This is a genomic window from Paraburkholderia sp. BR14374 (assembly GCF_040948685.1).
GTDB classification, from domain to species: Bacteria; Pseudomonadota; Gammaproteobacteria; order Burkholderiales; family Burkholderiaceae; genus Paraburkholderia; species Paraburkholderia youngii.
The window spans coordinates 38692-64877 of the sequence record NZ_JBFPKF010000018.1 but is presented as its reverse complement, the minus strand read 5'-3'; the positions used below and the strand labels follow the sequence as shown (position 1 = coordinate 64877).

Here is a 26186-nt window from a genome sequence, read left to right as displayed (position 1 = left end):
GCGACGAGTATCCACCGTGCGCCGTTCGGCGAAGGACCGACTACGAGCATGAAAGGGCGCCAATTCGCGAGTTTGCGCGTCAGACGGACGCCCCGCCCTCACCCCGCCTTACGACGACGCCCCTTATTGCGCAGCGACGCGCATCGCTCTCGGCACATGCAGGTCGTCTCATGATCGTTGACCATGCCAACCGCCTGCATGAATGCGTAGCAGATCGTCGACCCGACGAATTTGCAGCCGTAACGCTTGAGCGCCTTGCTTAGCGCGTCCGAAACTTCCGTCGACGCAGGCGCATGCTTATACGAAGCCCATTCGTTCTGAATCGGCGTGTCGTCGACGAATGACCACACGAAGTTCGCGAGCGAGCCGTGTTCGGCCTGAATCTGCTGCACTGCGCGCGCGTTCTGGATCGCCGCCTCGATTTTGCCGCGATGCCGCACGATGCTCTCATCGGCGACGAGCGCATCCACCTGCTTCGGCGTAAATGCCGCGACCTTGCCGATGTCGAAGTCGGCGAAAGCACGGCGGTAGCCGGCGCGCTTGTTGAGTATCGTCGACCATGACAAACCGGCCTGCGCGCCTTCGAGCACTAGCATCTCGAACAGGTGCTGGTCGTCGCGCGAGGGTACCCCCCACTCGGTGTCGTGGTACTGTGCGAGCGCTTCGCTCGATACCCAGTTGCATCGTTGTGTCACTGTCGCGCTCCCGCGTGGTCGTATCGATCGCCAGCATAGCGGAAGCGGTGTACGCCGCAAGCTGGCCAATCGGCTAATTGCGCGATTCAAACTGACCTGCCACCCTAAGCGTTATTCACCCACGGAACTGATTCGATTCGATGAACCACGACTTCTTTCTGATCGGCGTCGACGGCGGCGGCACCGGCACGCGCGTCGTGCTCGGCGATGCGCAGGGCCGCGAACTGGCGCAGGCGGCAAGCGGCCCATCGGGCCTCGGGCTCGGCATCCCGCGCGCATGGCAGTCCATTCAGGCCGCCTGCGGCGAAGCGTTCGAGCGAGCCGGAGTCGCGCTGGACTGGTCGCGCTGCGTGCTCGGTTGCGGACTTGCGGGCGTCAACAATCGCGACTGGCTCGCCGAGTTTCGCGAGCAGGCGCCGCGACTGGCCGGACTGGCCGTCGAATCCGACGCCTACACGACCTTGCTCGGCGCGCACGAAGGCGTGCCCGGCGTGATCGTCGCACTCGGCACCGGCAGCGTCGCGGCCTCGCTTGCGAGCGACGGCGAGTTCCGCATGGCCAGCGGCTACGGCTTTCCGTCAGGCGACGAGGCGAGCGGCGCGTGGCTCGGCCTCCGGCTCATCGTGCACGCACAACAGGCGCTAGACGGCCGTGCGCCCGTCGACGATCTCGCGCATGCGTTGCTCGCGCATACCGGCACTCAGGATCGCGACAGCCTGGTCGTATGGCTGTGCGCGGCGAATCAGACTGCCTACGCGCGGCTCGCGCCGATCGCGATCGAACACCGCGCACATCCGTTCGCGGCACGCCTGCTCGGCGAGGCCGGCGTCGAAATCGGCAAGATGATCGCCGCGCTGGACGCGACGGGCGCGCTGCCGGTCGCACTATGCGGAGGCCTCGGCGCGCCGCTGCGCGAGTACGTGCCCCAGGCGTATCAGGCGCGCCTGCGCGAGCCGCGGGCGGATTCGGCGCATGGCGGCTTGCAGCTGGCGCGGCGCGAGGCGCAGCGGCTGGCCGGACGAGACCTGTAAAATATCCGCTTTGACGCTGCCTCGACGGTTCAGCCGCCGGACTCACCATGTATAAAGTCATCGCCACGGATCTCGACGGCACACTGCTCAACGCCGATCACCAGGTAGACCCGTTCACGGTCGCCACGGTGCGCAAGCTCGAAAGCGACGGGCTGCAGTTCGTGATCGCCACGGGGCGGCATTACTGCGACGTCGCGGGCATCCGCGATCTGCTCGGCATCAATCCATACCTGATCACGTCGAACGGCGCGCGGGTTCACGCGCCTGACAACACGGTGATCCACGCCGACGATCTGCAGCCCGCGATCGTCCAGCGTCTCGTGCAGCCAGAAATTGTCGGCGCGCATGGCCGAGTGATCGTCAGTCTGTTTGCAGACGAGGCGTGGCTGATCGATCGCGACGCGCCCCATCTGCTGGAATTTCACCAGGACTCTGGCTTCACGTACGAAGTGACCGACCTGCCGAAGCACGATGGCGTCGACATTGCGAAGGCGCTGTATATCGGCGATCCCGCCGATCTCGCGCAGGTTGCCGCCAATCTGGAACGCGAATTCGGCGAGCGGCTATACGTGACGTATTCGTTGCCGGATTGTCTCGAAGTGATGACCGCGAATGTGTCGAAGGGGCGCGCGCTGCAGATCGTGCTCGAGCGACTCGCTATCGACGCGTCGCAGTGCGTCGCGTTCGGCGACAACATGAACGATATCGATCTGCTCGAGACGGCCGGCCATCCATTCATGATGAACAACGCCAATCCCGATTTGATCACGCGTCTGCCGCATGTGCCGCGCATTGGCAACAATTTCGAGGCCGGCGTTGCGCATCATCTGCGCAAACTGTTTGCTCTCAACGACGAACTGGCGTCCTGAACCGCAATCACTCAAATTGAAGGCCGCCCGCATCCACACTCGCGTGGATGCGGGCCGCAGAAGTTGCTCGCGGAGCGTGATGCACTCCGCTTACGCCCGTCAATCCCGCCAGCCGCGGTGCTCACCGCGATAGTCATGGCCCCAGCGACGATCGTCGTGACCCCAGCCGCGGTCATCGCGGTGATAGTCGCGGTAGTAGTTGCCGCGCGGATAGCGATGATCCCAGCCGCCGTAATACACCGGCTCCGGCGCGGCGTAGACGCGCGCGGGCGCGGCATAAACCGGAGCGCCGAGCGATAGGCCGACGCTCAGATCCGTATGCGCCTGCGCGACACCGCATGCGCCCGCCGCGAGTCCGGCAGCAACCAGCAAGTGAGTGACGATGCGTTTCATGTTGGTCTCTCCTGTGAGGCGACGTAGGTTTGTCGCACAGGACCAATGTACGCACTCGAGCCGGGGCGGACTGCGACCAGATGTTACGGACTGCAAGCATCGTCGAAGTCAGCGAAGGCAGGCATAAAGATCGCGCGGACGTTGCGCGCAGACACCTCACTTCGTTGGCGGCCGCGCCCCACGGGGCTTTGCGGCCGGCCAATTCAAGCAAGCAGGCGGCTCGTCGCCCACGCTTGCCGCTTGATGCACCAGCACACGTAATCGCGGCTTACATCTGTATTACCCTATTAATCCGCCGCAGGCGCCGAAGCGTTCGAACTGGCGGAAGAGGCCGTCCCTGCCGAAGACGCCGGCTCTGCGGGCAACGCCGCACAAGGGCAATCGGTCGCCCGCCCATCGAGCCCTTCGCGATCGTGCTTAAAGCTCGCGCGCGGCGTGCCGTTCTGCCAGTCGAGTCGGACGATGTAAATGCTGTCGAAGTCGTCGCTTTGCCATTTCGGCACGTCGGCCGCGCGACCGCCATGCGCGTTCAACATCTGCCGCAACAGCTTCTCGATCAGCTTGTGCTCCCACGCAATCACAATCAGCTTGCCGCGATTGGCCGGGTCGACGAGCGCGTTGCCGAGCTGGTCGATCTGCGCAAAGCCGTACGGCGTTTGCACCGGCATCTGGAATTGAATCGCGGTCGGCTCGATCGTCGCGAGCGGGCGCACGTAATAGTACGGATGACCGCCGTCGTCTTTTTGCTGGCCGGGGTCGGGCGCGTAGATCGCATCGGGTTTGCCGAATTTGGCGGCGATCACGGCTGGCAACGCGAGCGCACGGTTGAGCCCCTGGCAGTCTAGCTGGCCATAGCCTTGCGCGGGCTTCTCGCCATGGCGAACGAATACGAGGGTTTCGATATTGCCGCCCGCCGCAGCCGTGGCGGGAGCGGCCGCTGCGACGACAGTCGCCGTGCTCGTCGCCGCGTACGCGGCCGGCGACGTCAACGTGCTCGCGCACAAGCCGCCGAGCGACAGGGCGACGCCTTGCAGGAATCCGCGGAAACGGGTCATCGAAAGCACCTGTGCGAGACTGGGAAGTCGCCCGATTCTAGCAGCGGTGCTCTCCGGCACGCGGCCGTCGCGGAATTCATATCGCATTGGCGCTCGCAATGAATAATGGGCGCCGGGGCGCCCATTCATGCGGACTACGCGACCATCACGCTACCGACACGTCGAACCGGCCGTCAGTCGAGCGCCAGCTTGCTCGCATCGTTGCAGCGATCCTCGGCGATCAGCGGATAGACGACTCCCGCGATCACCGCACCGATGATCGGCGCAGCCCAGAACAGCCACAGCTGATCGATCGCCGCGCCGCCGACGAATAGCGCCGGGCCCGTCGAACGCGCCGGATTGACCGACGTGTTGGTGACCGGAATCGAGATCAGGTGGATCAGCGTCAGGCACAGGCCGATCGCGATGGGCGCCAAGCCGGCCGGCGCGCGGCGATCGGTCGAGCCGAGGATCACGAACAGGAAGAAGCCCGTCATCACCACTTCGCAAACGAAGGCGGCGGCGAGCGCGTAGTGCCCCGGCGATTGCTCGCCGTAACCGTTCGTCGCGAAGCCGCTCGCGACCAGATCGAAGCCCGGCTTGCCCGACGCGATCAGCGACAGCACGAATGCACCCAACACCGCGCCGACTACCTGCGCGGCGATATAGGGCAGCAGATCGCGCACCGGAAACCGGCCGGCGACGGTCAGGCCGACGCTCACCGCGGGATTCAAGTGACAGCCCGAAATGTGGCCGATCGCAAAAGCCATCGTCAGCACGGTTAGGCCGAAGGCCAGCGACACGCCGACGAAACCGATGCCCAGACCATGAACGGGCCCGGCGAAGTTAGCGGCGAGGACCGCGCTGCCGCAGCCTCCGAGCACGAGCCAGAAGGTGCCGAACAGTTCGGCAACGAGGCGCTTTGACAACTGCATGTTTGGTGATCCTAAAAAGAATTGGCACTTCAGAAGCACGCATCGAAAAGGGCGAGTACGTACGTTGAGCGCGCAATTCTAGGTAGGCAGCGCCAAATCAGGTGTCAAGGATTGTCAATCTGGACAGAATTTATAAACTATTACGAGATAAAGCGCGTGTTTTACAATTCACACGCTTTAATAATTATCAGAGGAAAATTCGCTAAACCGGTATTAGTGGCCATTGCGAATTTCTATAATTGCAGCTAGTCTGCGGTCGAATGAGTTCTAGAAAGGGGAGAACCGAATGTCTCAATACGCAGACCTCAAGGCGCAGATAGCCAAATTGCAGGCACAGGCAGAAGAAGCGCGACGCACGGAAATCGACAATGTCGTTGCCGACATCCGCCAAAAGATCGCCGAATACGGTCTGACCGCGCAGGATCTTGGTTTCGCGGTCGCCGCCAAGCGCGGCCGCCCGCCCAAGAAGACGCCGCTGCCGGCGAAATATCAGGACCCGAAGTCGGGCAATACGTGGAGCGGGCGCGGCAAGCCGCCCAAATGGATCGTCGGCAAGAATCGCGAGCGCTTTCTGATTGGCTCGGCCTGATGTCCGCCCGAGGTGACGCGGTGCAAGCGGTCTGAAGGGTTTTTGCCGTTTTGGCTTAATCGCCGCGCGCTAATCCGCGGTGGAAGCGCCACCACCGCAGTATTAAAAAAGCCGCCCATACAGGGCGGCTTTTTTTCGCGTCCGGCGGCGAGAATGACTTCGTTTTCCGGTCCCGCAAACGATACCGATGCCGGATTCGTCCGCTATTGGGCGTTATCAGCGAAGGTTCACAGCGCCGCTTCAAAGCGGACCGAAAACGGCCGGCCGTAAAAGCGCCGGCCGTTTTCGAGCGCGCTTAGCCGACCGCGACCTGGCGCAATACCGGGCGCCGCGACGTTTCAATCAAGGCCGAATAGCCGTCGACATAGTTCTGCGCCATCGTTTTCGAACTGAAGCGGCGTTCGAACTGGGCGCGGATTTCGGTGCGCGACAGCTCGTCCAGACGCTGCAGAGCCGCTACCGCGCCTTGCACGTCCTCGACGATATAGCCGGTCACGCCGTGGTCGATCACTTCGGGCACCGAGCCGCGGTTGAATGCGATAACCGGCGTGCCGCAGGCCATCGACTCGATCATCACGAGGCCGAACGGCTCGGACCAGTCGATCGGGAACAGCAGCGCCTTCGCGCCCGACAGAAACTCGGGTTTCTGCGCCTCGTTGATTTCACCGACGAACTCCACATGCGCCATCGACAGCAGCGGCTCGATCTCGCGCTTGAAGTACTCCATGTCGACCTTGTCCACCTTGGCGGCGATCTTCAGCGGCAGACCGCTTTGCGCGGCGATCTTGATGGCTGTATCGACGCGTTTTTCCGGGCAGATGCGGCCGAGGAACGCGAGGTATTCGGGCTTCTTGTGCGGCTGCGGCGTCAGCAGCTGGTCCGGCAGACCGTGATAGACCGTGCTGAGCCAGTTGGCCTGCTGCAGCGGCAGACGCTGCGAATCCGAAATCGACACGACCGGCACATGCGAGAACGCGTCGAACACCGGCTGCAATTCCGGCAGGTCCAGGCGCCCGTGCAGCGTGGTCACGAACGGAGTGTCCATCGTCGTGAAGAGCGGGAACGGCATGTAGTCGAGATGGAAGTGGAGCACGTCGAACTCGTGCGCGACCTTGCGGACCTTTTCCATCATCAGCACGTGCGGCGCCAATGCATCGCGAATCGTCGGATCGAGGCGCAGCGCGCGCGGCCAGCACGCCTCCAGATTGGCGGACGTGACCGAGTCGCCGCTCGCGAACAGCGTGACGTCATGGCCGAGGTCGACGAGCGCCTCGGTCAGATACGACACGACACGTTCGGTGCCGCCATAGAGTTTCGGTGGGACAGCTTCGTAGAGCGGCGCGATTTGTGCGATTCGCATGCGTTTTCTCCTGTATCGATCGGAGTTAGCGCGAGGGGCGCTGACCCGAATCCCATGCAGATTTTTGACACTCACCGGGGCTTCGCACGACGGCGGGATCGCTCGAGGTACGTTGGCCTAACGGGCGCTTGGGCGCGGTTTCTCCCCGCCCGAAGGGTGGTCCGAAATAGGTGTCGGGTAATCCCTTAGCCTCCATTATCGGGATCGACCGCGGTAATTCGAGTTATTTTTCAAACGCTTAATGTTGTTACAGCGCGAAACATGGACCGTTACAGCTTGATAATCGGCAAACGCATTGCGCCGGCTCAATCGAACGGGCAAACACGCGAAATGGACCGTAGCAAGCGGCGGACCCGGGGGCAAATGAAGGGGAAAAGCGGCTGACCGAGCCTGATGGCAGGCGGGTGAAAACGTCTTATAATTCTTTCTCACCGTTTCACGGTGCGGCGGTGAAGTTCTGAAAACTCACCGACCGGTACACGCCGCAACCGTAAAAACTCCCAGCGCGCATCATCAGCCCCGCCCAGCGCCTCAATCCGCCCCAATCTCGGCTTCGGCGCACCCTGCGTTGTAGGAATAATTCCTACACAAATGACGGATTAATCCGTCATCCAGGTGGGGTGTCTCTCCGATTTTCGGGTGTGCCCCCTTTCGAGACAATGCTTGCAAGACCAAAGACGAGGCGAATCGCGCGGGTTCAGCGCGCGCGTTCGAGCAAACGTTTCCGCAAAAAAAATCGGCCTGACCAGCCGGGCATACGAACGGGGGAATCATGAGCACGACTAGCCACATGCTCAGTGAGATCAGGGAAGTCAACCTGTCCTATCTGCTGCTCGCCCAGCGTCTGCTGCGCGAAGACAAGCCGATGGGCATGTTCCGCATGGGTATTTCGGACCAGCTGGCCGACGTGCTCGCCAATCTGTCGTTGGCGCAGACCGTCAAGCTCGCGGCGTCCAACCAGATGCTATGCCGCTTCCGCTTCGACGATCACGCGGTGCTGTCCGCCCTCGCGGACAAGGACAAGCCGAGCGCGATCGCGCAGGCTCATTCGGCGATCCTGATGGCGAGCCAGCCGCTCGAGCAGCTCGGCTGATGGCCAGCAAGAGCGTCGTACTCGAAGCCCGGGAAATCACCCTCGCGATCGAGCTGATCGAACTGGGCGCGCGTCTGCAATTGCTGGAGGCGGAAACCAGCCTGTCGCGCGACCGGCTCATCAAGCTGTACAAGGAACTGAAAGGGGTGTCGCCGCCCAAGGGCATGCTGCCGTTTTCGACCGACTGGTTCATGACCTGGCAGCCGAACTTTCATTCATCGCTGTTCTACAACATCTACCGTTTCATGGCCGGCTACGGCGGCTGCCGCGCGATCGAATCGATCGTGAAGAGCTACCGGCTATATCTGGAACACGTGCAGTTGCACGACGACGAGCCGGTGCTCAGTCTCACGCGCGCGTGGACGCTGGTGCGCTTCTTCGACTCGGGCATGCTGCAACTTAGCGCCTGTCGCCGATGCGGCGGCCACTTCGTCGCGCACGCGCACGATCCGCAGCACGCGTTCGTTTGCGGGCTGTGTCAGCCGCCGTCGCGCGCGGGCAAGACGAAAAAGGCAGCACAAACGCGGGCCGAGCGGCAAACCGCCGTCGCCGGAATCCCGGCCGAGGTGCCGCAAGTGGCCGACACGCGGGCTCACGAGGTCCGCTGCACCGCTCCCACGCTCGACATCCTCGTCACCGCCGAAGTTTGAGCGGCACACGTTGAGGCAGCGCAAGCCTCTGGTTTACACCGGACGCGAGCGCCGTCTTTTTCCCCAAAGTTTTCCGCCTCGGTGCCGTAAACCTGACTAACGACGGTGACCGTCGCATTTTTGTGAGGGCTCGGCAGTGCTGATATTCGTGGGAACACTCGTGACGCTGTTGTCCGTCTTCGGCGGTTACGCGCTGGAAGGGGGCCATCTCGGCGCGCTGCTGCAACCCGTTGAGGTGCTGATGATCGCCGGCGCCGGACTTGGCGCGTTCATTCTCGGTAACGGGATGAAGACGATCCGGGCGACACTGCGCGTCATTCCGACCCTGTTCAAGGGCGCGAAGTACAACAAGGACGTCTACATGGAGCTGATGGGGCTCCTGTACGTGCTGCTCGCGAAAGCGCGCAAGGAAGGCACGCTGACGCTCGAGGCCGACATCGACGATCCGTCGAAGAGCCCGATCTTCACGCAGTACCCGAAGATCCTCGCCGACAAGCACATCATCGAGTTCCTGACCGACTACCTGCGGCTGATGGTCGGCGGCAACATGAATGCGTTCGAGATCGAAAGCCTGATGGACGAGGAGATCGAGACGCACCACCAGGAAGGTGAGGCGCCCGCCCAGGCGCTGAGCAAGGTTGGCGACGCGATGCCGGCGTTCGGTATCGTCGCCGCGGTGATGGGCGTCGTGCACACGATGGCCTCGGCCGACAGGCCGCCCGCGGTGCTGGGCGAGATGATCGCGCAGGCGCTGGTCGGCACCTTCCTCGGCATTCTGCTTTCGTACGGGCTGATCGGACCGCTCGCGAGCGTCGCCGAACAGCGCGTGACCGAGTCCACCAAGATGTTCCAGTGCATCAAGGTGACGATCCTCGCGAGCCTGAACGGCTATGCGCCGGCGATCGCGGTCGAGTTCGGCCGCAAGGTGCTGTTCTCGACCGAGCGCCCGTCGTTCGCCGAGCTCGAAGAGCACGTGCGCCGCGTCAAGGCGAAATAAGGCGGCGACGGGAACCGAATCGATGAGCAGCAAGGACAAAGACCGCGCAATCGTTGTCAAGCGCTCGGCGCCGAAGAAGCATGGTCATCACGGTGGCGCATGGAAGCTCGCCTACGCGGACTTCATGACCGCCATGATGGCGTTCTTCCTGCTGATGTGGCTGCTGAGCTCGGCCTCCACCGTGCAGTTGAAGGGCATCGCCGAGTACTTCAACCAGCCGCTGAAGATCACGCTGTGGGGCGGCGACCGCAGCGCCGAAGACTCGAGCATCCTGAAGGGCGGCGGGCGCGACATCTCGACCGACGCGCAGGGCGTGACCCGCTCGACCGACGGCAGCAGCAACCGCGCCGAGCGCACCGCGTCGCGCAACAACGAGGAAGCGGTGAAGCAGCTGCAGGGCGAGCTCGAGCGCCGCGAGCAGGTGCGCCTGCACGATCTGCAGGTCAAGCTGATGGCCGCGATCGAGGCGAACCCGGTGCTGCGCCAGTTCAAGCAGCAGATCCGTATCGACTCGACCTTGACCGGCCTGCGCATCGAGATCGTCGACTCGCAGAAGCGGCCGATGTTCGCGACCGCGCGCGACGTCGTCGAACCGTACATGCGCGACATTCTGCGCGAGATCGGCCACACGCTGAACGACGTGCCGAACCGCATCATCGTCCAGGGCCACACCGACGCCGTGCCGTACGCGGGCGGCGAGAAGGGCTATAGCAACTGGGAGCTGTCGGCCGACCGCGCGAACGCGTCGCGGCGCGAGCTGGTCGCGGGTGGCATGGACGAAGCGAAGGTGATGCGCGTGCTCGGTCTCGCGTCGACGCAGAACCTGAACAAGGCGGACCCGCTCGATCCGGAGAACCGTCGCATCAGCATCATCGTGTTGAACAAGAAGTCCGAGGCGGCGCTGGATCACGACGATTCGACGACGACCACGCTGTCGGACGACGCAGCCGGCTCGAAGCCGCTGCTGCAAAAACTTGCGCAGCCGGTGACGGTTGCACCGAAGTTGCCGGCGGCGGCGCCGCCGGCAAAGTAACAGACCGCGGCCGCCGGGCTGGGACCCGCGCCCGAGCGGCGCACCCCGGCAGGCGGCCCAGTGTTTAGCGCAGCGAGGTTTTCATGATCAGGCACATCCTGGCAGTCGACGATTCGGCATCGATGCGGCAGATCCTCGCCGCGACGCTGACGGGCGCCGGCTATGAGGTCACGCTCGCGGCGGACGGCAACGAAGGGCTCGAAAACGCGCTCGCGATGGCGTTCGATCTCGTGTTGACCGACCAGCACATGCCCGGCAAGACCGGTCTCGATCTGATCACCGCGCTGCGCGGAAATCCAGCCTATCAGGCGACGCCCATCCTCGTCCTCACGACGGAATCGGGCGAACCCTTCAAAGAGGCGGCGCGCGCAGCGGGCGCGACCGGCTGGATCGAAAAGCCGCTCGACCCGGACATGCTGACCGAGCTGGTGGCGGCGCTGGCCGAACCGGAGCCGGATTGATCCGCGCATCAATACCTTTAGACACAGTACAGATAGCTCTCGACGCGCCTCTCCGGCAACTCACGCCAGACAGGCACTCTCGCGGTGAACCAGGCATGACACTCGACATCACACAGTTCTATCAGACGTTCTTCGACGAAGCGGACGAACTGCTCGCGCAGATGGAGCAATTGCTGCTCAATCTCGACGTGGCCCGCCCGGACCCCGAAGACCTCGCGGCGATCTTTCGCGCCGCGCATTCGATCAAGGGCGGCGCGGCGACGTTCGGCTTCACCGCGCTCACCGAGACCACGCACATTCTCGAGTCGCTGCTCGATCGCGCGCGCAACAACGAGCTGGTGCTGCGCAAGGACATGATCGACACGTTCCTCGAGACCAAGGACGTGCTGTCCGGCCAGCTCGCCGACTACCGCGCGAGCGCCGAGCCCGACGCCGAGGTGGCGCGCGCGATCTGCGCGAAGCTCGAGCAGCTGCACGCGGAAAGCCGCATGGGCGGAGCGCCGGCAGCGGCAGCCGTCCAGACCGCGCCGGTCGTGGCGCAGGCGGCAACCCAAACAACAACAGCAACAACCGCGGTACAGCAGCAAGGCGGCACCCCGCCCGAGCACGTCGTCGAACAGGCGGTGCAAATGGCGGGCGAATGGATGGACGGCGAACCGGCACAGACTGGGCAGGCCGCGGGCACGGACGACAGCGCCGGCCCACATCTGAAAATTACGCTACGGGGCGTGGGAGAGAAAGACCAGGAACTGCTCGCCGAAGAGCTGGGCAACCTGGGCAATATTGTCGGGCAGGTCAAGAGCGGCGGCGATCTAATGCTGTGGCTCTCGAGCGACGTACCCTCCGACGACATCATCGCCGTGTGCTGCTTCGTGATCGACGAAAGTCAGATCACGATCGGCCGTGGCACCGCGCCGGCGGACGACGCGCAGCAGGGCGAACCTGGAACGCCCGCCGCTGCCAGCGCTCCGACACCGGCGCAAAGCGCGCCTGTCGCCCCCGCCGCCCCCGCGGCGCAAGCGCAGGCGCAGCCGGTGGTTCATGCGGAGCAGGCGCCATCGTCGGCTCCGGCGGCTCACGCCGCTGCGCCCGCAAGCGCGGCCAGTCACACCGACAGCATCGAGCCGCCGCCAGCGCCACCCGCGGCGGCTCCGGCGGCAGCCAAACCGGCTTCGGCCGGGTCCGCCGAACCCGACCGCAAGGCGACCCGCCCGGCCGCCGCTGCGGCGGCCGGCGAAGGCAGCTCGATTCGCGTCGGCGTCGAGAAGGTCGATCAGCTGATCAACCTGGTCGGCGAACTGGTAATCACGCAGGCGATGCTCGCGGAGACCACCAGCACGTTCGATCCGGCGCTGCACGACCGGCTCTTCAACGGCATGGCGCAGCTCGAGCGCAACGCGCGCGATCTGCAGGAAGCGGTGATGTCGATCCGCATGATGCCGATGGATTACGTATTCAGCCGCTTCCCGCGTCTGGTGCGCGATCTCGCGGCGAAACTCGGCAAGGAGGTCGAACTCGTCACCTTCGGTCAGGCGACCGAACTCGACAAGAGCCTCATCGAACGGATCATCGATCCGTTGACGCACCTCGTGCGCAACAGTCTCGACCACGGCATCGAAACCGTCGAGGCACGGCGCGCGGCGGGCAAGGATTCGACCGGTCAGCTGGTGCTGTCGGCGGCGCACCACGGCGGCAACATCGTCATTGAGGTCAGCGACGACGGCGCGGGCCTGCGCCGCGACAAGATTCTCGCGAAGGCGATCAAGCAGGGCATGCAGGTCAGCGAAACGATGACCGACGAGGAAGTCTGGAACCTGATCTTCCTGCCGGGCTTCTCGACCGCCGAGCAGGTCACCGACGTGTCCGGCCGCGGCGTCGGCATGGACGTGGTGAAGCGCAACATCCAGTCGATGGGCGGTCACGTCGAGATCACGTCGCACGCGGGCAAGGGCAGCACCACGCGGATCGTGTTGCCGCTCACGCTGGCGATTCTCGACGGCATGTCGGTGAAGGTCGGCAACGAGATCTTCATCCTGCCGCTGAACTTCGTGATGGAGTCGCTGCAGCCGCAAGCCGAAGACATCTACACGGTCGCCAACGGCGAGCGCGTGGTGCGCGTGCGCGGCGAATACCTGCCGCTCGTCGCGTTGCATGAAGTGTTCAACGTGTCGGACGCGAAGCAGGAGCCGACCCAGGGCATCGTCACGATCATGCAGACCGAGGGACGGCGCTTCGCGATGCTGATCGACGAACTCGTCGGCCAGCAGCAGGTGGTCGTGAAGAATCTGGAAACGAATTACCGCAAGGTGCACGGCATTTCCGCGGCGACCATTCTGGGCGACGGCAGCGTCGCGCTGATCGTGGACGTCGCGGCGCTGAACCGCGAAACGCGTCATGCGCATGGGCATGCGCAGGCGATGAGCCTCGCGTGACGCATGCAGCAAACGCCTCAATGACAGACATCGCAACACAACTTCAACTCAATTTATCCCAACCGTTTGGGGGCTAACGTGGCAGAAGTCCAATCCATCAATTCGAGCGTCGCAAATGCGAGCGGTACGAATGGCCGCCGCGACGCGCAGGCGGACGCCGGCGGTCAGGAATTCCTCGTCTTCACGCTGGGCGCGGAAGAGTACGGCATCGACATCCTGAAGGTGCAGGAAATCCGCGGCTACGACAACGTGACGCGCATCGCCAATGCGCCCGAGTTCATCAAGGGCGTGATCAACCTGCGCGGCATCATCGTGCCGATCGTCGACATGCGGATCAAATTCCATCTGGGCCGCGTCGAGTACGACCATCAGACCGTCGTGATCATCCTGAACGTCGCGCATCGCGTGGTCGGGATGGTTGTGGACGGCGTCTCGGACGTGCTGACGCTGGCGGTCGACCAGATCATGCCGGCGCCGGAATTCGGCGCGACGCTGACGACCGAATACCTGACCGGCCTCGGCACGGTCGACGGCCGCATGCTGATCCTGATGGACATCGAGAAGCTGATGACCAGCTCCGAGATGGCGCTGACCGAGACGCTCGGCATCTGACGGCAGGCAGTAACGGAACCCGGCACAAGGAGCATCAACATGCTGAGCAGGTGGTCGATCCGCACATCGCTGACGATGGTGGGGATTCTTCTGGTGACGCTGACCGTGGCGGTCGGCGCGCTCGGGCTGACCGCGCTGAATCGCGCGAGCGGCTCGCTCGATCGCATCGCGCGCGGTGAACTGGTCGCGATTCATGCGCTCGATGACGCATCGGCGTATCTGCTGCGCTCGCGCATCGCGATCGAACGCTTCAACACGCTGACGGCCGCCGGCAACGTGGACGAGGCGAAGAAGGCACTCGATCGTGCGCAGGAGCTGCTCGGCAAGAGCAATCAGAGCTGGCAGGCATATCTGGACGCACCGAAGCACGGCGTCGAGCAGCCCTTGCTCGACGATGTGCTCGCGAGGCATACGACGGTGATGCACGACGGCGTCGACGTCGAATTCGCCGCGTTGAACGCGAACAATCTCGACGCATATCACGCGGTCGCGGACACCAGGATCAGCCCGATGTTCATCGCCTACGATGCCGCCGCCGCCGCGGTGATCCAGGCGCTGCAGCAGAGCGTAGCCGATCAGGAGGCGAGCGCGCAGTCGAACACATCGCTGATGATCACGCTGATCAGCGTGATCACGGCGTTCGCGCTGCTGGTGGTGGTCGGCATCAGCTTCGCGCTGCGCGGGCTCATCGTGCAGCCGCTGAAAGACGCGACTGCGTGCTTCGAGCGGATCGCCGCGGGCGACCTGTCCACCCCGGTCGAGGCATTCAGCAACAACGAAATCGGCCGCCTGTTCGCGGGCATCAAGCGGATGCAGGAAAGCCTCGCGACGATGCTGCGCGCGGTGCGCAGCGGCACCGAATCGATCGACACCGGCGCGCGCGAAATCGCGATGGGCAACACCGATTTGTCGCAGCGCACCGAGCAGCAAGCGGCGTCGCTGCAGGAAACCGCGTCGAGCATGGATCAGCTGACCGGCACCGTGCGGCAGAACACCGAGAACGCGCGCCAGGCGAGCCAGCTCGCCGTCAACGCGTCGGACATCGCCACCCGCGGCGGCGAGGTGGTGAGCCAGGTCGTCACGACGATGCAGGAGATCGCGACCAGTTCGAACAAGGTCGTCGACATCATCGGCGTAATCGAGGGCATCGCGTTCCAGACCAACATCCTCGCGCTGAACGCGGCGGTCGAAGCCGCGCGGGCCGGCGAACAGGGCCGCGGCTTCGCGGTGGTCGCGGGCGAAGTGCGCAGCCTCGCGCAGCGCAGCGCGAGCGCCGCGAAAGAGATCAAGGAGCTGATCGGCGATTCGGCCGACAAGGTGAAGAGCGGCTCCGAGCTGGTCGGCCGCGCCGGCACGACGATGGACGAAATCGTCCAGGCGGTGCGTCGCGTGACCGACATCATGGGCGAGATCAGCGCGGCGTCGGAAGAGCAGTCGAGCGGCATCGAGCAGGTCAATCGCGCGGTCGTGCAAATGGATTCGGTCACGCAGCAGAACGCGGCGCTGGTCGAACAGGCGGCCGCCGCGGCGGCGTCGCTCGAAGATCAGACGCGGCAGTTGCAAGCGGTGCTGAGTGGCTGGAAGGTGGCCGGCGGCACCCCGGCGCGTCAGAGCGCACCGGCGACGCCGCGTTCGCAAGCCTCCGCGCAGTTCGCCAAGGCGGCACCGCAAGCAGCGAGCGCGGCGACTCCGGTGCACCCGGGCGGCGCGAGCAGCGAAGCGAAGGCAACTGCTGCGGCCCCGGCGGCCCCGAGCCAGCACGATGCAGCCGCACGCGTCGAACCGGCCTTGAAGTCCAGGCCGGCCGCGGCAGCGGCTCGCGCGACGACCGACACGCCCGCGCGCGCCGCTCCGGCGAGCACGGCGAAGGCAAGCTCGGACGCGGACTGGGAAACGTTTTAGGCAACGGCAGAGTGATATGTGGTCAACCGGCATCGCGCCCGCGGATGGGCGAAGCATCGAAGCACGCGCAGCACGCGTGTCGCGAGCCGGCCGTATGTCGATGGTACTCGCGGGAGGGCGCGACCCCGCGAAGACAATTCCTACCACCCAGCCAGTGCGGCTGGGCGGCGAGCGTGATGGCTCATATCGCAGACAGGAATTTTGATGATGGCAACGCGCGCAACACAACGCCCCGTGCGGGCGGCACCTGACGGCATGGAGCCGGCCAGGTCCGTCGAGACGGGACGCGATTTCGAATTCACTGCGGCGGATTTCGCCCGCATCCGCGATCTGATTCATCGCGTGGCGGGCATCTCGCTGTCGGACCACAAGCGCGACATGGCGTATAGCCGCCTCGCGCGACGCTTGCGGGCGCGCGGCATCGATACGTTCCGCCAGTATCTCGATCTGCTCGAAGCGGAAAACGATCCGGCCGAGTGGGAAGCGTTCACCAATGCGCTGACCACCAACCTGACCGCGTTCTTCCGCGAAGCCCATCACTTTCCGATCCTCGCCGAGTTCGTGCCGCGCCGTTCGCAACCGGTGTCCGTGTGGTGCTCGGCGGCATCGACCGGCGAGGAGCCGTACTCGATCGCGATGACGCTGATCGAAGCGCTCGGCGAGACCGGCGCGCGCCAGGCATCGGTGCTCGCGACGGACATCGACACCCAGGTGCTCGCGAAGGCCGAGGCCGGCGTCTACCAGTTCGATCAGGTCAAGCACCTGTCGCCCGAGCGCCTGAAGCGCTTCTTCCTGAAGGGCACGGGCGCGCACGCGGGGATGGTCAAGGTGCGTCCCGAGGTGCGCGCCCTCGTGCGCTTCGAGCAACTGAATCTGACCGATCGCGATTACCAGTTGCGCACGCAGTTCGACGCGATCTTCTGCCGCAACGTGATGATCTATTTCGACAAGCCGACGCAGGCGCAGGTGCTGGCGCGCTTCGAGCCGCTGGTGAAGCCGGGCGGCCTGCTGTTCGCCGGCCATTCGGAAAACTTCACGTACGTGACGCAGGCGTTCCGGCTGCGCGGCCAGACCGTCTATGAACTCACGCGCGACGCCAGCGGCGCGCGCGCGCCGTCGCGCGCCCACGCGCATGACGCGCTTCATTCGAGCGGGGTGGCCGCATGAGCAGCACGCTGCCGATCGCTACCAACCTGTACTACGACAACCACTTCCAGCGCCCCGGCGTGAAGCTGTTGCCCAACGAGTTCTACACGACGAGCGAAGACATGGTGCTCGTGACCGTGCTCGGCTCGTGCGTCGCGGCCTGCATCCAGGACCGCACCGCGGGCATCGGCGGCATGAATCACTTCATGCTGCCGGACGACGGCGCCGACCTCGCGCAGGCCGCGTCGGACTCGATGCGCTACGGCGCCTACGCGATGGAAGTGCTGATCAACGAACTGATCAAGGCGGGCGGCCGGCGCGAGCGCTTCGAGGCCAAGGTGTTCGGCGGCGGCGCGGTGCTCGCGGGCATGACGACGATGAACATCGGCGATCGCAATTCGGAGTTCGTGCGCCGCTATCTGGCCACCGAAAAGATCCGCATCGTCGCCGAGGACCTGCAGGGCTCGCATCCGCGCAAGGTCGCGTTCATGCCGCGCACCGGTCAGGTGATGGTGAAGAAATTGCGCTTGCAACAGGAAGCGGGCGTCGCCGAGCGCGAACAGGCGCTCGTGCGGCAGAGCGCCGAAGCGCGCGCCGAGCGGCTCGCCGCGGCGCGCAGCCGGGTCGAGCTGTTCGCGAAGCCGGCCGCCGCGCGGCCGAAAATCGAACTGTTCGGCGCGAGCCCGCGCCCGACTTATTCCAACAACGCCAGAACCACAGAGGAGGCGTGAGCGCTGTGCAAAAGATCAAGGTATTGTGCGTCGACGATTCGGCGCTGATCCGCAGCCTGATGACCGAGATCATCAATGGCCAGCCGGACATGACGGTGGTGGCGACGGCGCCCGATCCGCTCGTCGCGCGCGAGCTCATCAAGCAGCACAACCCGGACGTGCTGACGCTCGACGTCGAAATGCCGCGCATGGACGGCCTCGATTTTCTCGAGAAGCTGATGCGTCTGAGGCCGATGCCGGTCGTGATGGTGTCGTCGCTGACCGAGCGCGGCAACGAAATCACGCTGCGTGCGCTCGAACTCGGCGCGGTCGATTTCGTGACCAAGCCGAAGGTCGGCATTCGCGACGGCATGCTCGACTACGCGGAAAAGCTCGCCGACAAGGTTCGCGCGGCGGCCCGCGCGCGCGTGCGCCAGGCGGCGCCCGCGCAGCAGGCGGCCGCGCAGGCGACGCATGCGCCGGTCGGCGCCGCGCCGCTCTTCAACAACCCGCTGCTCAGTACCGAGAAGCTGATCATCGTCGGTGCGTCGACGGGCGGCACCGAGGCGATTCGCGAAGTGCTGGTGCCGCTGCCGCCCGATGCGCCCGCGGTGCTGATCGCGCAGCACATGCCGCCGGGCTTCACGAAATCTTTTGCGCAACGCCTCAATGGTTTGTGCCGGATTACCGTTAAAGAAGCAGAGCACGGCGAGCGGGTGCTGCCGGGGCACGCATACATCGCGCCGGGCCACGCGCATCTGTTGCTCGCGAGGAGCGGTGCGAACTATATTGCGCATCTGTCCGACGACCCGCCGGTGAACCGGCATCGTCCGTCGGTCGATGTGCTGTTCCGCTCGGCCGCGCAGCATGCGGGCAAGAACGCGGTCGGCATGATTCTGACCGGCATGGGGCGCGACGGCGCGGCCGGTCTGCTGGAGATGAGAAAGGCCGGTGCCTACACGCTGGCGCAGGACGAGGCGAGCTGCATCGTGTTCGGCATGCCGCGCGAGGCGATCGCGCTCGGTGCGGCCGACGAAATCGCCTCGCTGCCGGACATGAGCCGGCGCGTGATGGCGCGTTTGTCGTCGATGGGTGACCGCGTTCAGCGGGTATGATGCGTGCCGGATGGAATGACGCGGTTCAACGCCGCAACATGGATCAAGCAAAGGGAAAGAAATGGACAAGGGAATGAAGATTCTGGTGGTTGACGATTTTCCGACGATGCGCCGGATCGTCCGCAACCTGCTGAAGGAACTGGGCTACTCGAACGTCGACGAAGCGGAAGACGGCCAGGCCGGTCTCGCGCGTCTGCGCAGCGGCAGCTACGAGTTCGTGATCTCGGACTGGAACATGCCGAACCTCGACGGCCTCGCGATGCTGAAGGAAATTCGCGCCGACGCGAGCCTCGCGCATCTGCCGGTGCTGATGGTGACGGCCGAGTCGAAGAAGGAAAACATCATCGCGGCGGCGCAGGCCGGCGCGAGCGGTTACGTCGTGAAGCCGTTCACGGCCGCGACGCTCGACGAGAAGCTCAACAAGATCCTCGAGAAGATGGCGAAAGCCGGGAGCTGACGTGACGCCGCCGACCCAAACGCCTGGCGCCGAAGCGGGCAGCGATAGCGGCGACTTCGCGTCGGACCGCATCCTTGCGCGCATCGGTCAACTGACGCGCACGTTGCGCGATTCGATGCGCGAACTCGGGCTCGACAAGCACGTCGAGCGCGCGGCCGAAGCCGTGCCCGACGCGCGCGACCGGCTGAAGTACATCGCCAACATGACCGAGCAGGCCGCCGAGCGCGTGCTGTCAGCGATCGACATCGCGAAGCCGATCCAGGAGCAGTTGCAGAAAGACGCATGCACGCTCGACGCGCGCTGGGAGCAGTGGTACGCGGCGCCGATCGAACGCGAGGAAGTGCGCGCGCTGATGAACGACACGCGCACCTTCCTGCGCGGCGTGCCCGACTCGACCAGCGCGACCAACTCGCAGCTGATGGAGATTATGCTCGCGCAGGACTTCCAGGATCTGACCGGCCAGGTGATCAAGAAGATCACCGAGGTCGTCTATCTGATCGAGCAGCAGCTGCTCGGCGTGCTGGTCGAGAACATCGCGCTCGAGAGGCGCGAGCAGTTCGCGGCGCACGCGGCGGCTCTGAAGGCCGAGGTGTCGTCGACGGGCAGCCCCGAGCATCTGCTCAACGGTCCGCAGATCAATCCGGAAGGCAAGACGGACGTGGTCCAGGATCAATCGCAGGTCGACGATCTGCTCGCGAGCCTCGGTTTCTGAGCGAACGATTCGGCCCGGCAGGCGCCGGGCTGGTGCTTTCTCCGCGATTTACGCCAAACACGCGGTCAATCGGCACCGACTCCCCATCTTCCTTACGATTTCCTGCTAGTAGTAGTCGGTAAGTCGCACGTGCGGGCGCACCTTGCGCCGGCTGTAAGAATCCGCAGGCATACTACGAGGTCAAAGCGGTACGGCACCCGGCCCGCGCAACGCCGGGCAGTCGCGTGGCGAGGAGATCCCTCGGCATTGCGGCCGCGGTGGCGCCGTATCATCTGCCTATAAGCGGCCGCTTCGTGTAACCGGCGAAGCGTGCCGCGGCCCGGAAGGAGCTTCTCATGTGGAGTCGTATTGGTCGCGCCGGAGTCACGGCGCTCGTGTTGTCATGTTCGTTACTGGCCCTGACGGCCGCGCAATCAGCCCATGCGGCGCTGGGCAGCGCGCCGCTTATCCCCCCGTCCGACGCGTCGGTGTCGTCCCGCGTGGTGCAGCCCGCCAGCGGATCATCGCAAAGTGTGATGCGTTCTCAAGCGAGCGGGGCATCTTCCACCTCTTCCACACCCGCTTCCTACACGGTACGCGAGACCACGTTCGGCAACGGCACCGTGGTGCGCGAATATCTGAGCACGAGCGGCGCGGTATTCGGCATTGCGTGGCGTGGTCCGCAAATGCCCGATCTCAATGATCTGCTCGGCAGTTACTTCCCGCAGTACGTGGCCGGCGTGAAGGCCGCGCGAGCAGCGCGCGGCAACGCGCGGGGGCCGGTCGCCGTGAACGACGGCAACATCGTGGTGCATTCGGGCGGCCACATGGGCGCGTTCAGCGGCGTCGCGTGGCTGCCGTCAGCGCTGCCCGCCGGCGTCAGCGGTTCCGACATCCAGTAACGGCGAGGACGACGATGCGAATCATGCTCACGACCGCGAATCTGAAAGGCTGGATGCAGGCCATGCTTGCCGTGCTGCTGGCGGCGACGCTCGTCGCCTGCGGTGGAGGCGGCGGTGATGACAACTCCAGTTCCAACAATGGCGGCGGCACGTCGAACGGACTGAACGGCGGTTCGCTGCCGCCCAGCCCGACCCAGCAGCCGATTGCCGCGAACGCGTCGAACACGGTGCCGATCACGGTCGGCCGGGGCGTGGCCGGCGTCATCAACATTCCGACCGTCAGCGTGACGATCTGCGCGCCGGGCTCGACCACCAACTGCCAGACCATCAACAACATCCAGCTCGACACCGGCTCGTTCGGCTTGCGCGTGGTCAGCTCGGTGCTCAATTCGACGCTGCTGGGCGCGCTGCCAAACAGCACACTCGGCAGCGGCGGCCCGCAGCTCGCCGAGTGCGCGACGTTCGCGGACGGCTTCACGTGGGGCTCGGTGCGCACCGCGCTCGTGACGATCGGCGGTGAAACGACGACCGGCGCCATCCCGCTGCAGATCATCGGCGACAAGCCCACGAGCACGGTACCCACGAGCGGCTGCGGCAGCGGTTCGCCCCAAAACACGGTCAGCGATCTGGGCGCCAACGGCATTCTCGGCGTCGGCACCGCGCTGACCGATTGCGGCGGGACCTGTGCGAACCCGGCGACCGCGGCGATCTACAGCAACTACTTCGCCTGCCCGAACGGCACGTCGTGCACGCGCACCGCGGTGCCGCTCAACCAACAGGTGGCCAACCCGGTCGCGAACTTCCCGCTCGACAACAACGGCGTGATCGTACAGATGGCGCCCGTGTCGAACTTCGGGCAGGCGTCAGCGACCGGCACGCTGGTGTTCGGCATCGGCACGCAGGGGAACAACCCGCTTGCGGCCGCGCAGGTCTTCACGACCGGCCCATTCGGCGATCTCGACAACAGCAGCTTCAACGGCGCGACGGTCCAGGCGTTCCTCGATTCCGGCTCGAACGGCTATTTCTTCACCGATGGCTCGATCACGCTGTGCGGCAGCCAGTTCCCGGGCTTCTATTGCCCGTCGTCGGCGCAAACCCGCACGGTCACGCTGGTGGGATTGAACAAGGTGTCGGCGGTCGCGAGCATCGGCATTCTGAGTGCGCAGACGCTGTTCGCGAACGGCAGCAACTTCGCGTTCAACAACCTCGCCGGTCAGATCGGCGGCAACGCCAGCTTCGACCTCGGTCTGCCGTTCTTCTACGGCCGCCACGTGTACTACCACCTCGATCAGACCGCGAGCGGCGGTCCTTCCCCGTTCGTCGGCTACTGAAGCCGCACGTCTATCCGATGCCGGACGGCGCGCGTGAAACACGCGCGAGCCGTCCGGTCATCTGTCGAAATACCCCGGTTTCTCCTTCTTTATCCGCCGATCGGCGCTTGCGTCGAGCAGGAATAATCGCTCTCACTGGAAAGAGGCGCCGTGCCTCGGCCGACTGGAGAGCTTTGTGGCAGAGGACAGCGACCTCGAAAAAACCGAATCAGCCACCCCTCGGCGCCTGCAGAAGGCGCGCGAGGAGGGGCAGATCGTGCGTTCTCGGGAGCTGTCGACCTTCGCGCTGCTCGCAGCCGGGTTCTACGGTGTATGGGGCATGTCGGGCAACATAGGCGAGCATTTGCAGAACATGGTGCGTGCGTCGCTGATGTTCAACCACGCGAGCGTGTTCGACACCAACCGCATGCTGATCGGCGCGGGCACTGCGGGTCGCGAAGGGCTGTACGCGCTCGTGCCGGTACTCGGCGTCACCGGACTGGCCGCGCTGCTCGCACCGATGGCGCTGGGCGGCTGGCAGCTGTCGGCGAAGGGGCTCGAACCCAAGTTCAACCGGCTGAACCCGATCGAGGGCTTCGGCCGCATGTTTTCGATCAACGGACCGATCCAGCTCGGCATGTCGCTCGCGAAGACGCTGGTGGTGGGCCTGATCGGCGGCACGGCGATCTGGAATCGCCACGAGGAATTCCTCGCGCTCGCGACGCAGCCGCTCGAAGTCGCGCTCGCCAACTCCATGCATCTGATCGCGGTGTGCTGCGGCATGACGGTGGCCGGCATGTTCGCGGTGGCCGCGCTCGACGTGCCGTATCAGCTGTGGTCGTTCCACAAGAAGCTGCGCATGACGAAGGAAGAAGTGAAGCGTGAGCATCGCGAGAGCGAAGGCGATCCGCACATCAAGGGCAAGATTCGCCAGCAGCAGCGCGCGATCGCGCGGCGCCGCATGATGGCGCAAGTGCCGAAGGCCGACGTGGTCGTGACGAACCCGACGCACTTCGCGGTCGCGCTGCAATACACGGACGGCGAGATGCGCGCGCCGAAGGTGGTCGCCAAGGGCGTGAACCTCGTGGCCGCACGGATTCGCGAGATCGCCACCGAAAACAACGTGCCGCTGCTCGAAGCGCCGCCGCTCGCGCGGGCGCTGTATCACAACGTCGATCTGAATCGCGAAATTCCGGGGCCGCTCTATGGCGCGGTCGCCGAAGTGCTCGCGTGGGTCTATCAGCTGCGCCGCTTCAAGGCCGAAGGCGGCGACGTGCCGCTCGCGCCGACCGAACTCGACGTGCCGCCGGAACTCGACAAGGGCGCCGTGTCGGACGAGGACGCCGCCGAAGAAGCCGCCGACACGCTGAACCCGACCGCCGACAACGCCAACGACGCCACTAGCGGCGACAACAACGGAGCCTCCGCATGAACGCTCGCGCCGGTTTCCTCGCCCGACGGCCGGATGCGCTGAGCAGCACCAACCTGCGCGCCCTCGCCGGGCCGGTGCTGATCTGCATGATCCTCGGCATGATGATTCTGCCGTTGCCGCCGTTCCTGCTGGATCTGCTGTTCACGTTCAACATCGCGCTGTCGGTGATGGTGCTGCTCGTCAGCATGTACACGATGAAGCCGCTCGACTTCGCGGCGTTCCCGAGCGTGCTGCTGTTCTCGACGCTGCTGCGGCTGTCGCTGAACGTCGCCTCGACGCGGATCGTGCTGCTCGAAGGCCATACCGGCCCCGATGCGGCCGGCCAGGTGATCGAGTCGTTCGGCCACTTCCTCGTCGGCGGCAACTTCGCGGTCGGTATCGTCGTGTTCGTGATCCTGATGGTGATCAACTTCATGGTGATCACGAAGGGCGCGGGGCGGATCGCCGAAGTCTCCGCGCGCTTCACGCTCGACGCGATGCCCGGCAAGCAGATGGCGATCGACGCCGATCTGAACGCCGGCCTCATCAACGAAGAGCAGGCGCGCAAGCGTCGCACGGAAATCTCGCAGGAAGCCGAGTTCTACGGCTCGATGGACGGTGCGAGCAAGTTCGTGCGCGGCGATGCGATCGCCGGTCTGCTGATCATGGTGATCAACATCATCGGCGGGCTGATCGTCGGGATGGTCCAGCACGACATGAGCTTTGCCGCGGCGGGCAAGAACTACACCCTGCTGACGATCGGCGACGGCCTCGTCGCGCAGATTCCGTCGCTGGTGATTTCGACGGCGGCCGGCGTGATCGTGTCGCGTGTCGCCACCAACGAGGACATCGGCACGCAGCTGACCGGGCAGCTCTTCACGAACCCGCGCGTGCTGATGATCACGGGCTGCATTCTCGTGCTGATGGGCCTGATCCCGGGCATGCCGCACTTCGCTTTCCTGATTCTGGGCGGCGGCCTGATCCAGCTCGGCCGCACGATGAAGAAGCGCAACGAGGAGCGCAAGAACGCGCCGGCGCTCGTCGACGTCGCGCCGGCCGCGCTCGCGCCGGTCGAAAACGCCGAGGCGAGCTGGGACGACGTGACGATGATCGACACGCTCGGCCTCGAAGTCGGCTACCGGCTGATTCCTCTCGTCGACAAGAACTCGGACGGCGAGCTGCTCAAGCGAATCAAGAGCATCCGCAAGAAGTTCGCGCAGGAAATCGGCTTCTTGCCGCCGGTCATTCATATCCGCGACAACCTCGAATTGCGGCCAAACGGTTATCGGATCGCGTTGAAGGGCGTCGAGGTCGGTTCGGGCGAGGCGTACCCGGGCCAGTGGCTCGCGATCAACCCGGGCCAGGTATCGGCCGCGCTGCCGGGCACGCCGACGCAGGACCCGGCGTTCGGCCTGCCCGCGATCTGGATCGATACGAATCTGCGCGAGCAGGCGCAGGTATACGGCTACACGGTCGTCGATTCGAGCACGGTGGTCGCGACGCACCTGAATCACCTCGTCGTCACGCACGCGTCGGAGCTGCTCGGCCGCCGCGAGGTGCAGTCGCTGGTCGAGCGGATGCAGAAGGACACGGCGTCGCTGGTCGACGATCTGGTGCCGAAGATGCTGCCGCTCACCACGCTGCAAAAGGTGCTGCAGAACCTGCTCGAAGAAGGCGTGCCGATCCGCGACATGCGCACGATCCTCGAAGCGCTCGCCGAGCACGCGACCAAGATCACCGACCCGCACGACCTGACCGCCGCGGTGCGCCTCGCGCTGGGTCGTGCGATCACGCAGCAGTGGTTCCCCGGCACCGCCGACATGCAGGTGATGGGCCTCGACGCGAACCTCGAACGGGTGCTGTCGCAGGCGCTCTCGACCGGACCGAACCCGGGTCTCGAACCGGGTCTCGCGAACACGCTGCTCACCGAAACGCAGAAGGCGATGATGCGTCAGCAGAATCTCGGCCTCGCTCCGGTGCTGCTCGTGCAGCACGCGCTGCGGCCGATGCTCGCGCGCTTCCTGCGCCGCAGCCTGCCGCAGCTGAAGGTGCTGTCGTATGCGGAAGTGCCCGATACCCGCAACGTCAAGGTGGTGAACCTGATCGGCGCACAGGGCTGACGCAGGCCGCTCGCTCGTGACTGTCGATACGACGAAAACCGGCGCTCCAGTGGGGCGCCGGTTTTCGTTTGCACGCGCCTTTCAGCGCTCGTCGAACGATGTGTCTGCCGTCTGTCCATCGCGCGAATTACCCGCCTTTAACGGTCTTTATCCATCGATCGTGGCCCGACGCGTTTCGCAATAATTGATCGCAATGGGAAGCGGTGTATTGCCGGTCCTTCAGTCCGTATACCTCACC

General features: G+C 64.9%; 25 protein-coding genes. 20 read left to right on the top strand and 5 right to left on the bottom strand.

Going from position 1 to position 26186, the window contains the following annotated elements:
• Window positions 1–98 precede the first annotated feature (98 nt).
• Window positions 99–695 carry a DNA-3-methyladenine glycosylase I gene (locus AB3X86_RS30150; protein WP_368598782.1) on the bottom strand — a complete coding sequence of 199 codons (597 nt, stop codon included), beginning with the start codon at window positions 693–695 and terminating at the stop codon, window positions 99–101.
• Window positions 696–835: 140 nt separating this feature from the next.
• Here AB3X86_RS30150 and AB3X86_RS30145 point away from each other — a divergent pair, with 140 nt between their 5' ends.
• Together AB3X86_RS30145 and AB3X86_RS30140 are read left to right on the top strand one after the other, a co-directional pair.
• Window positions 836–1726 (top strand): BadF/BadG/BcrA/BcrD ATPase family protein, encoded by an 891-nt coding sequence (locus tag AB3X86_RS30145; protein ID WP_368598781.1) that lies wholly within the window; start codon window positions 836–838, stop codon window positions 1724–1726.
• 47 nt (window positions 1727–1773) lie between these two features.
• Complete coding sequence (locus AB3X86_RS30140; RefSeq protein ID WP_176380044.1) at window positions 1774–2595, top strand: Cof-type HAD-IIB family hydrolase; 822 nt, start codon at window positions 1774–1776, stop codon at window positions 2593–2595.
• A gap of 99 nt (window positions 2596–2694) precedes the next feature.
• On the opposite strand, the gene AB3X86_RS30135 is transcribed toward AB3X86_RS30140, so the two are convergent.
• The 3 genes from AB3X86_RS30135 to aqpZ all read right to left on the bottom strand — a co-directional run bounded on the left by AB3X86_RS30135 (window position 2695) and on the right by aqpZ (window position 4957).
• The gene (locus tag AB3X86_RS30135) at window positions 2695–2988 is read right to left on the bottom strand and encodes a PXPV repeat protein (protein WP_368598780.1); all 294 of its coding nucleotides are present in this window, start codon (window positions 2986–2988) and stop codon (window positions 2695–2697) included.
• A 287-nt stretch (window positions 2989–3275) separates the two neighbouring features.
• Window positions 3276–4043: a histidine phosphatase family protein gene (locus tag AB3X86_RS30130; protein WP_368598779.1), complete on the bottom strand. Its 768-nt coding sequence runs from the start codon at window positions 4041–4043 to the stop codon at window positions 3276–3278.
• Between the two features lie 173 nt (window positions 4044–4216).
• Window positions 4217–4957, bottom strand: coding sequence for an aquaporin Z (gene aqpZ, locus AB3X86_RS30125; RefSeq protein ID WP_368598778.1), 741 nt, complete (start codon window positions 4955–4957; stop codon window positions 4217–4219).
• Window positions 4958–5243: 286 nt separating this feature from the next.
• Here aqpZ and AB3X86_RS30120 point away from each other — a divergent pair, with 286 nt between their 5' ends.
• Complete coding sequence (locus tag AB3X86_RS30120; protein WP_013090908.1) at window positions 5244–5546, top strand: H-NS family nucleoid-associated regulatory protein; 303 nt, start codon at window positions 5244–5246, stop codon at window positions 5544–5546.
• 295 nt (window positions 5547–5841) lie between these two features.
• Here AB3X86_RS30120 and AB3X86_RS30115 read toward each other — a convergent pair whose 3' ends face one another.
• Window positions 5842–6906 (bottom strand): glycosyltransferase family 4 protein, encoded by a 1065-nt coding sequence (locus AB3X86_RS30115; protein WP_176124460.1) that lies wholly within the window; start codon window positions 6904–6906, stop codon window positions 5842–5844.
• Window positions 6907–7678: 772 nt separating this feature from the next.
• On the opposite strand from AB3X86_RS30115, the gene flhD reads away from it, so the two are divergent.
• The 17 genes from flhD to flhA all read left to right on the top strand — a co-directional run bounded on the left by flhD (window position 7679) and on the right by flhA (window position 25948).
• The gene (gene flhD, locus AB3X86_RS30110) at window positions 7679–7999 is read left to right on the top strand and encodes a flagellar transcriptional regulator FlhD (protein WP_184226236.1); all 321 of its coding nucleotides are present in this window, start codon (window positions 7679–7681) and stop codon (window positions 7997–7999) included.
• Complete coding sequence (gene flhC, locus AB3X86_RS30105) at window positions 7999–8649, top strand: flagellar transcriptional regulator FlhC (protein WP_176109965.1); 651 nt, start codon at window positions 7999–8001, stop codon at window positions 8647–8649. Before flhD ends, flhC begins: the two co-directional genes overlap by 1 nt.
• A 136-nt stretch (window positions 8650–8785) precedes the next feature.
• A complete protein-coding gene (gene motA / locus AB3X86_RS30100) occupies window positions 8786–9646 on the top strand; it encodes a flagellar motor stator protein MotA (RefSeq protein WP_176109966.1) in 861 nt (286 codons plus the stop codon).
• Window positions 9647–9668: 22 nt separating this feature from the next.
• Window positions 9669–10679, top strand: a complete 1011-nt coding sequence (motB, locus tag AB3X86_RS30095; RefSeq protein ID WP_176109967.1) for a flagellar motor protein MotB — start codon at window positions 9669–9671, stop codon at window positions 10677–10679.
• An 83-nt stretch (window positions 10680–10762) separates the two neighbouring features.
• Window positions 10763–11140 (top strand): response regulator, encoded by a 378-nt coding sequence (locus tag AB3X86_RS30090; protein ID WP_176380048.1) that lies wholly within the window; start codon window positions 10763–10765, stop codon window positions 11138–11140.
• A 95-nt stretch (window positions 11141–11235) separates the two neighbouring features.
• Window positions 11236–13572 carry a chemotaxis protein CheA gene (gene cheA, locus AB3X86_RS30085; RefSeq protein WP_368598777.1) on the top strand — a complete coding sequence of 779 codons (2337 nt, stop codon included), beginning with the start codon at window positions 11236–11238 and terminating at the stop codon, window positions 13570–13572.
• 78 nt (window positions 13573–13650) lie between these two features.
• Window positions 13651–14184 (top strand): chemotaxis protein CheW, encoded by a 534-nt coding sequence (locus AB3X86_RS30080; RefSeq protein WP_176124465.1) that lies wholly within the window; start codon window positions 13651–13653, stop codon window positions 14182–14184.
• Between the two features lie 39 nt (window positions 14185–14223).
• Window positions 14224–16086, top strand: a complete 1863-nt coding sequence (locus AB3X86_RS30075; protein ID WP_368598776.1) for a methyl-accepting chemotaxis protein — start codon at window positions 14224–14226, stop codon at window positions 16084–16086.
• 204 nt (window positions 16087–16290) lie between these two features.
• The gene (locus AB3X86_RS30070) at window positions 16291–17253 is read left to right on the top strand and encodes a CheR family methyltransferase (RefSeq protein WP_368598775.1); all 963 of its coding nucleotides are present in this window, start codon (window positions 16291–16293) and stop codon (window positions 17251–17253) included.
• Entirely contained in the window at window positions 17250–17963 is a 714-nt protein-coding gene (gene cheD, locus AB3X86_RS30065; RefSeq protein ID WP_176367764.1) for a chemoreceptor glutamine deamidase CheD, read from the top strand. Before AB3X86_RS30070 ends, cheD begins: the two co-directional genes overlap by 4 nt.
• Window positions 17964–17968: 5 nt before the next feature.
• On the top strand, window positions 17969–19057 hold the full coding sequence (locus AB3X86_RS30060) for a chemotaxis response regulator protein-glutamate methylesterase (protein ID WP_368598825.1): 1089 nt from the start codon (window positions 17969–17971) through the stop codon (window positions 19055–19057).
• Between the two features lie 61 nt (window positions 19058–19118).
• Window positions 19119–19514: a chemotaxis response regulator CheY gene (gene cheY, locus AB3X86_RS30055; protein ID WP_008923965.1), complete on the top strand. Its 396-nt coding sequence runs from the start codon at window positions 19119–19121 to the stop codon at window positions 19512–19514.
• 1 nt (window position 19515) lies between these two features.
• Window positions 19516–20226, top strand: coding sequence for a protein phosphatase CheZ (gene cheZ, locus AB3X86_RS30050; protein ID WP_176109974.1), 711 nt, complete (start codon window positions 19516–19518; stop codon window positions 20224–20226).
• Window positions 20227–20561: 335 nt separating this feature from the next.
• The gene (locus tag AB3X86_RS30045) at window positions 20562–21107 is read left to right on the top strand and encodes a DUF2844 domain-containing protein (RefSeq protein ID WP_368598774.1); all 546 of its coding nucleotides are present in this window, start codon (window positions 20562–20564) and stop codon (window positions 21105–21107) included.
• A gap of 14 nt (window positions 21108–21121) precedes the next feature.
• Window positions 21122–22438 carry a DUF3443 domain-containing protein gene (locus AB3X86_RS30040; RefSeq protein WP_368598773.1) on the top strand — a complete coding sequence of 439 codons (1317 nt, stop codon included), beginning with the start codon at window positions 21122–21124 and terminating at the stop codon, window positions 22436–22438.
• 175 nt (window positions 22439–22613) lie between these two features.
• A complete protein-coding gene (flhB, locus tag AB3X86_RS30035) occupies window positions 22614–23849 on the top strand; it encodes a flagellar biosynthesis protein FlhB (RefSeq protein WP_176124472.1) in 1236 nt (411 codons plus the stop codon).
• The gene (flhA, locus tag AB3X86_RS30030) at window positions 23846–25948 is read left to right on the top strand and encodes a flagellar biosynthesis protein FlhA (protein WP_176109978.1); all 2103 of its coding nucleotides are present in this window, start codon (window positions 23846–23848) and stop codon (window positions 25946–25948) included. The genes flhB and flhA overlap by 4 nt, the downstream gene beginning before the upstream one ends.
• Window positions 25949–26186 lie beyond the last annotated feature (238 nt).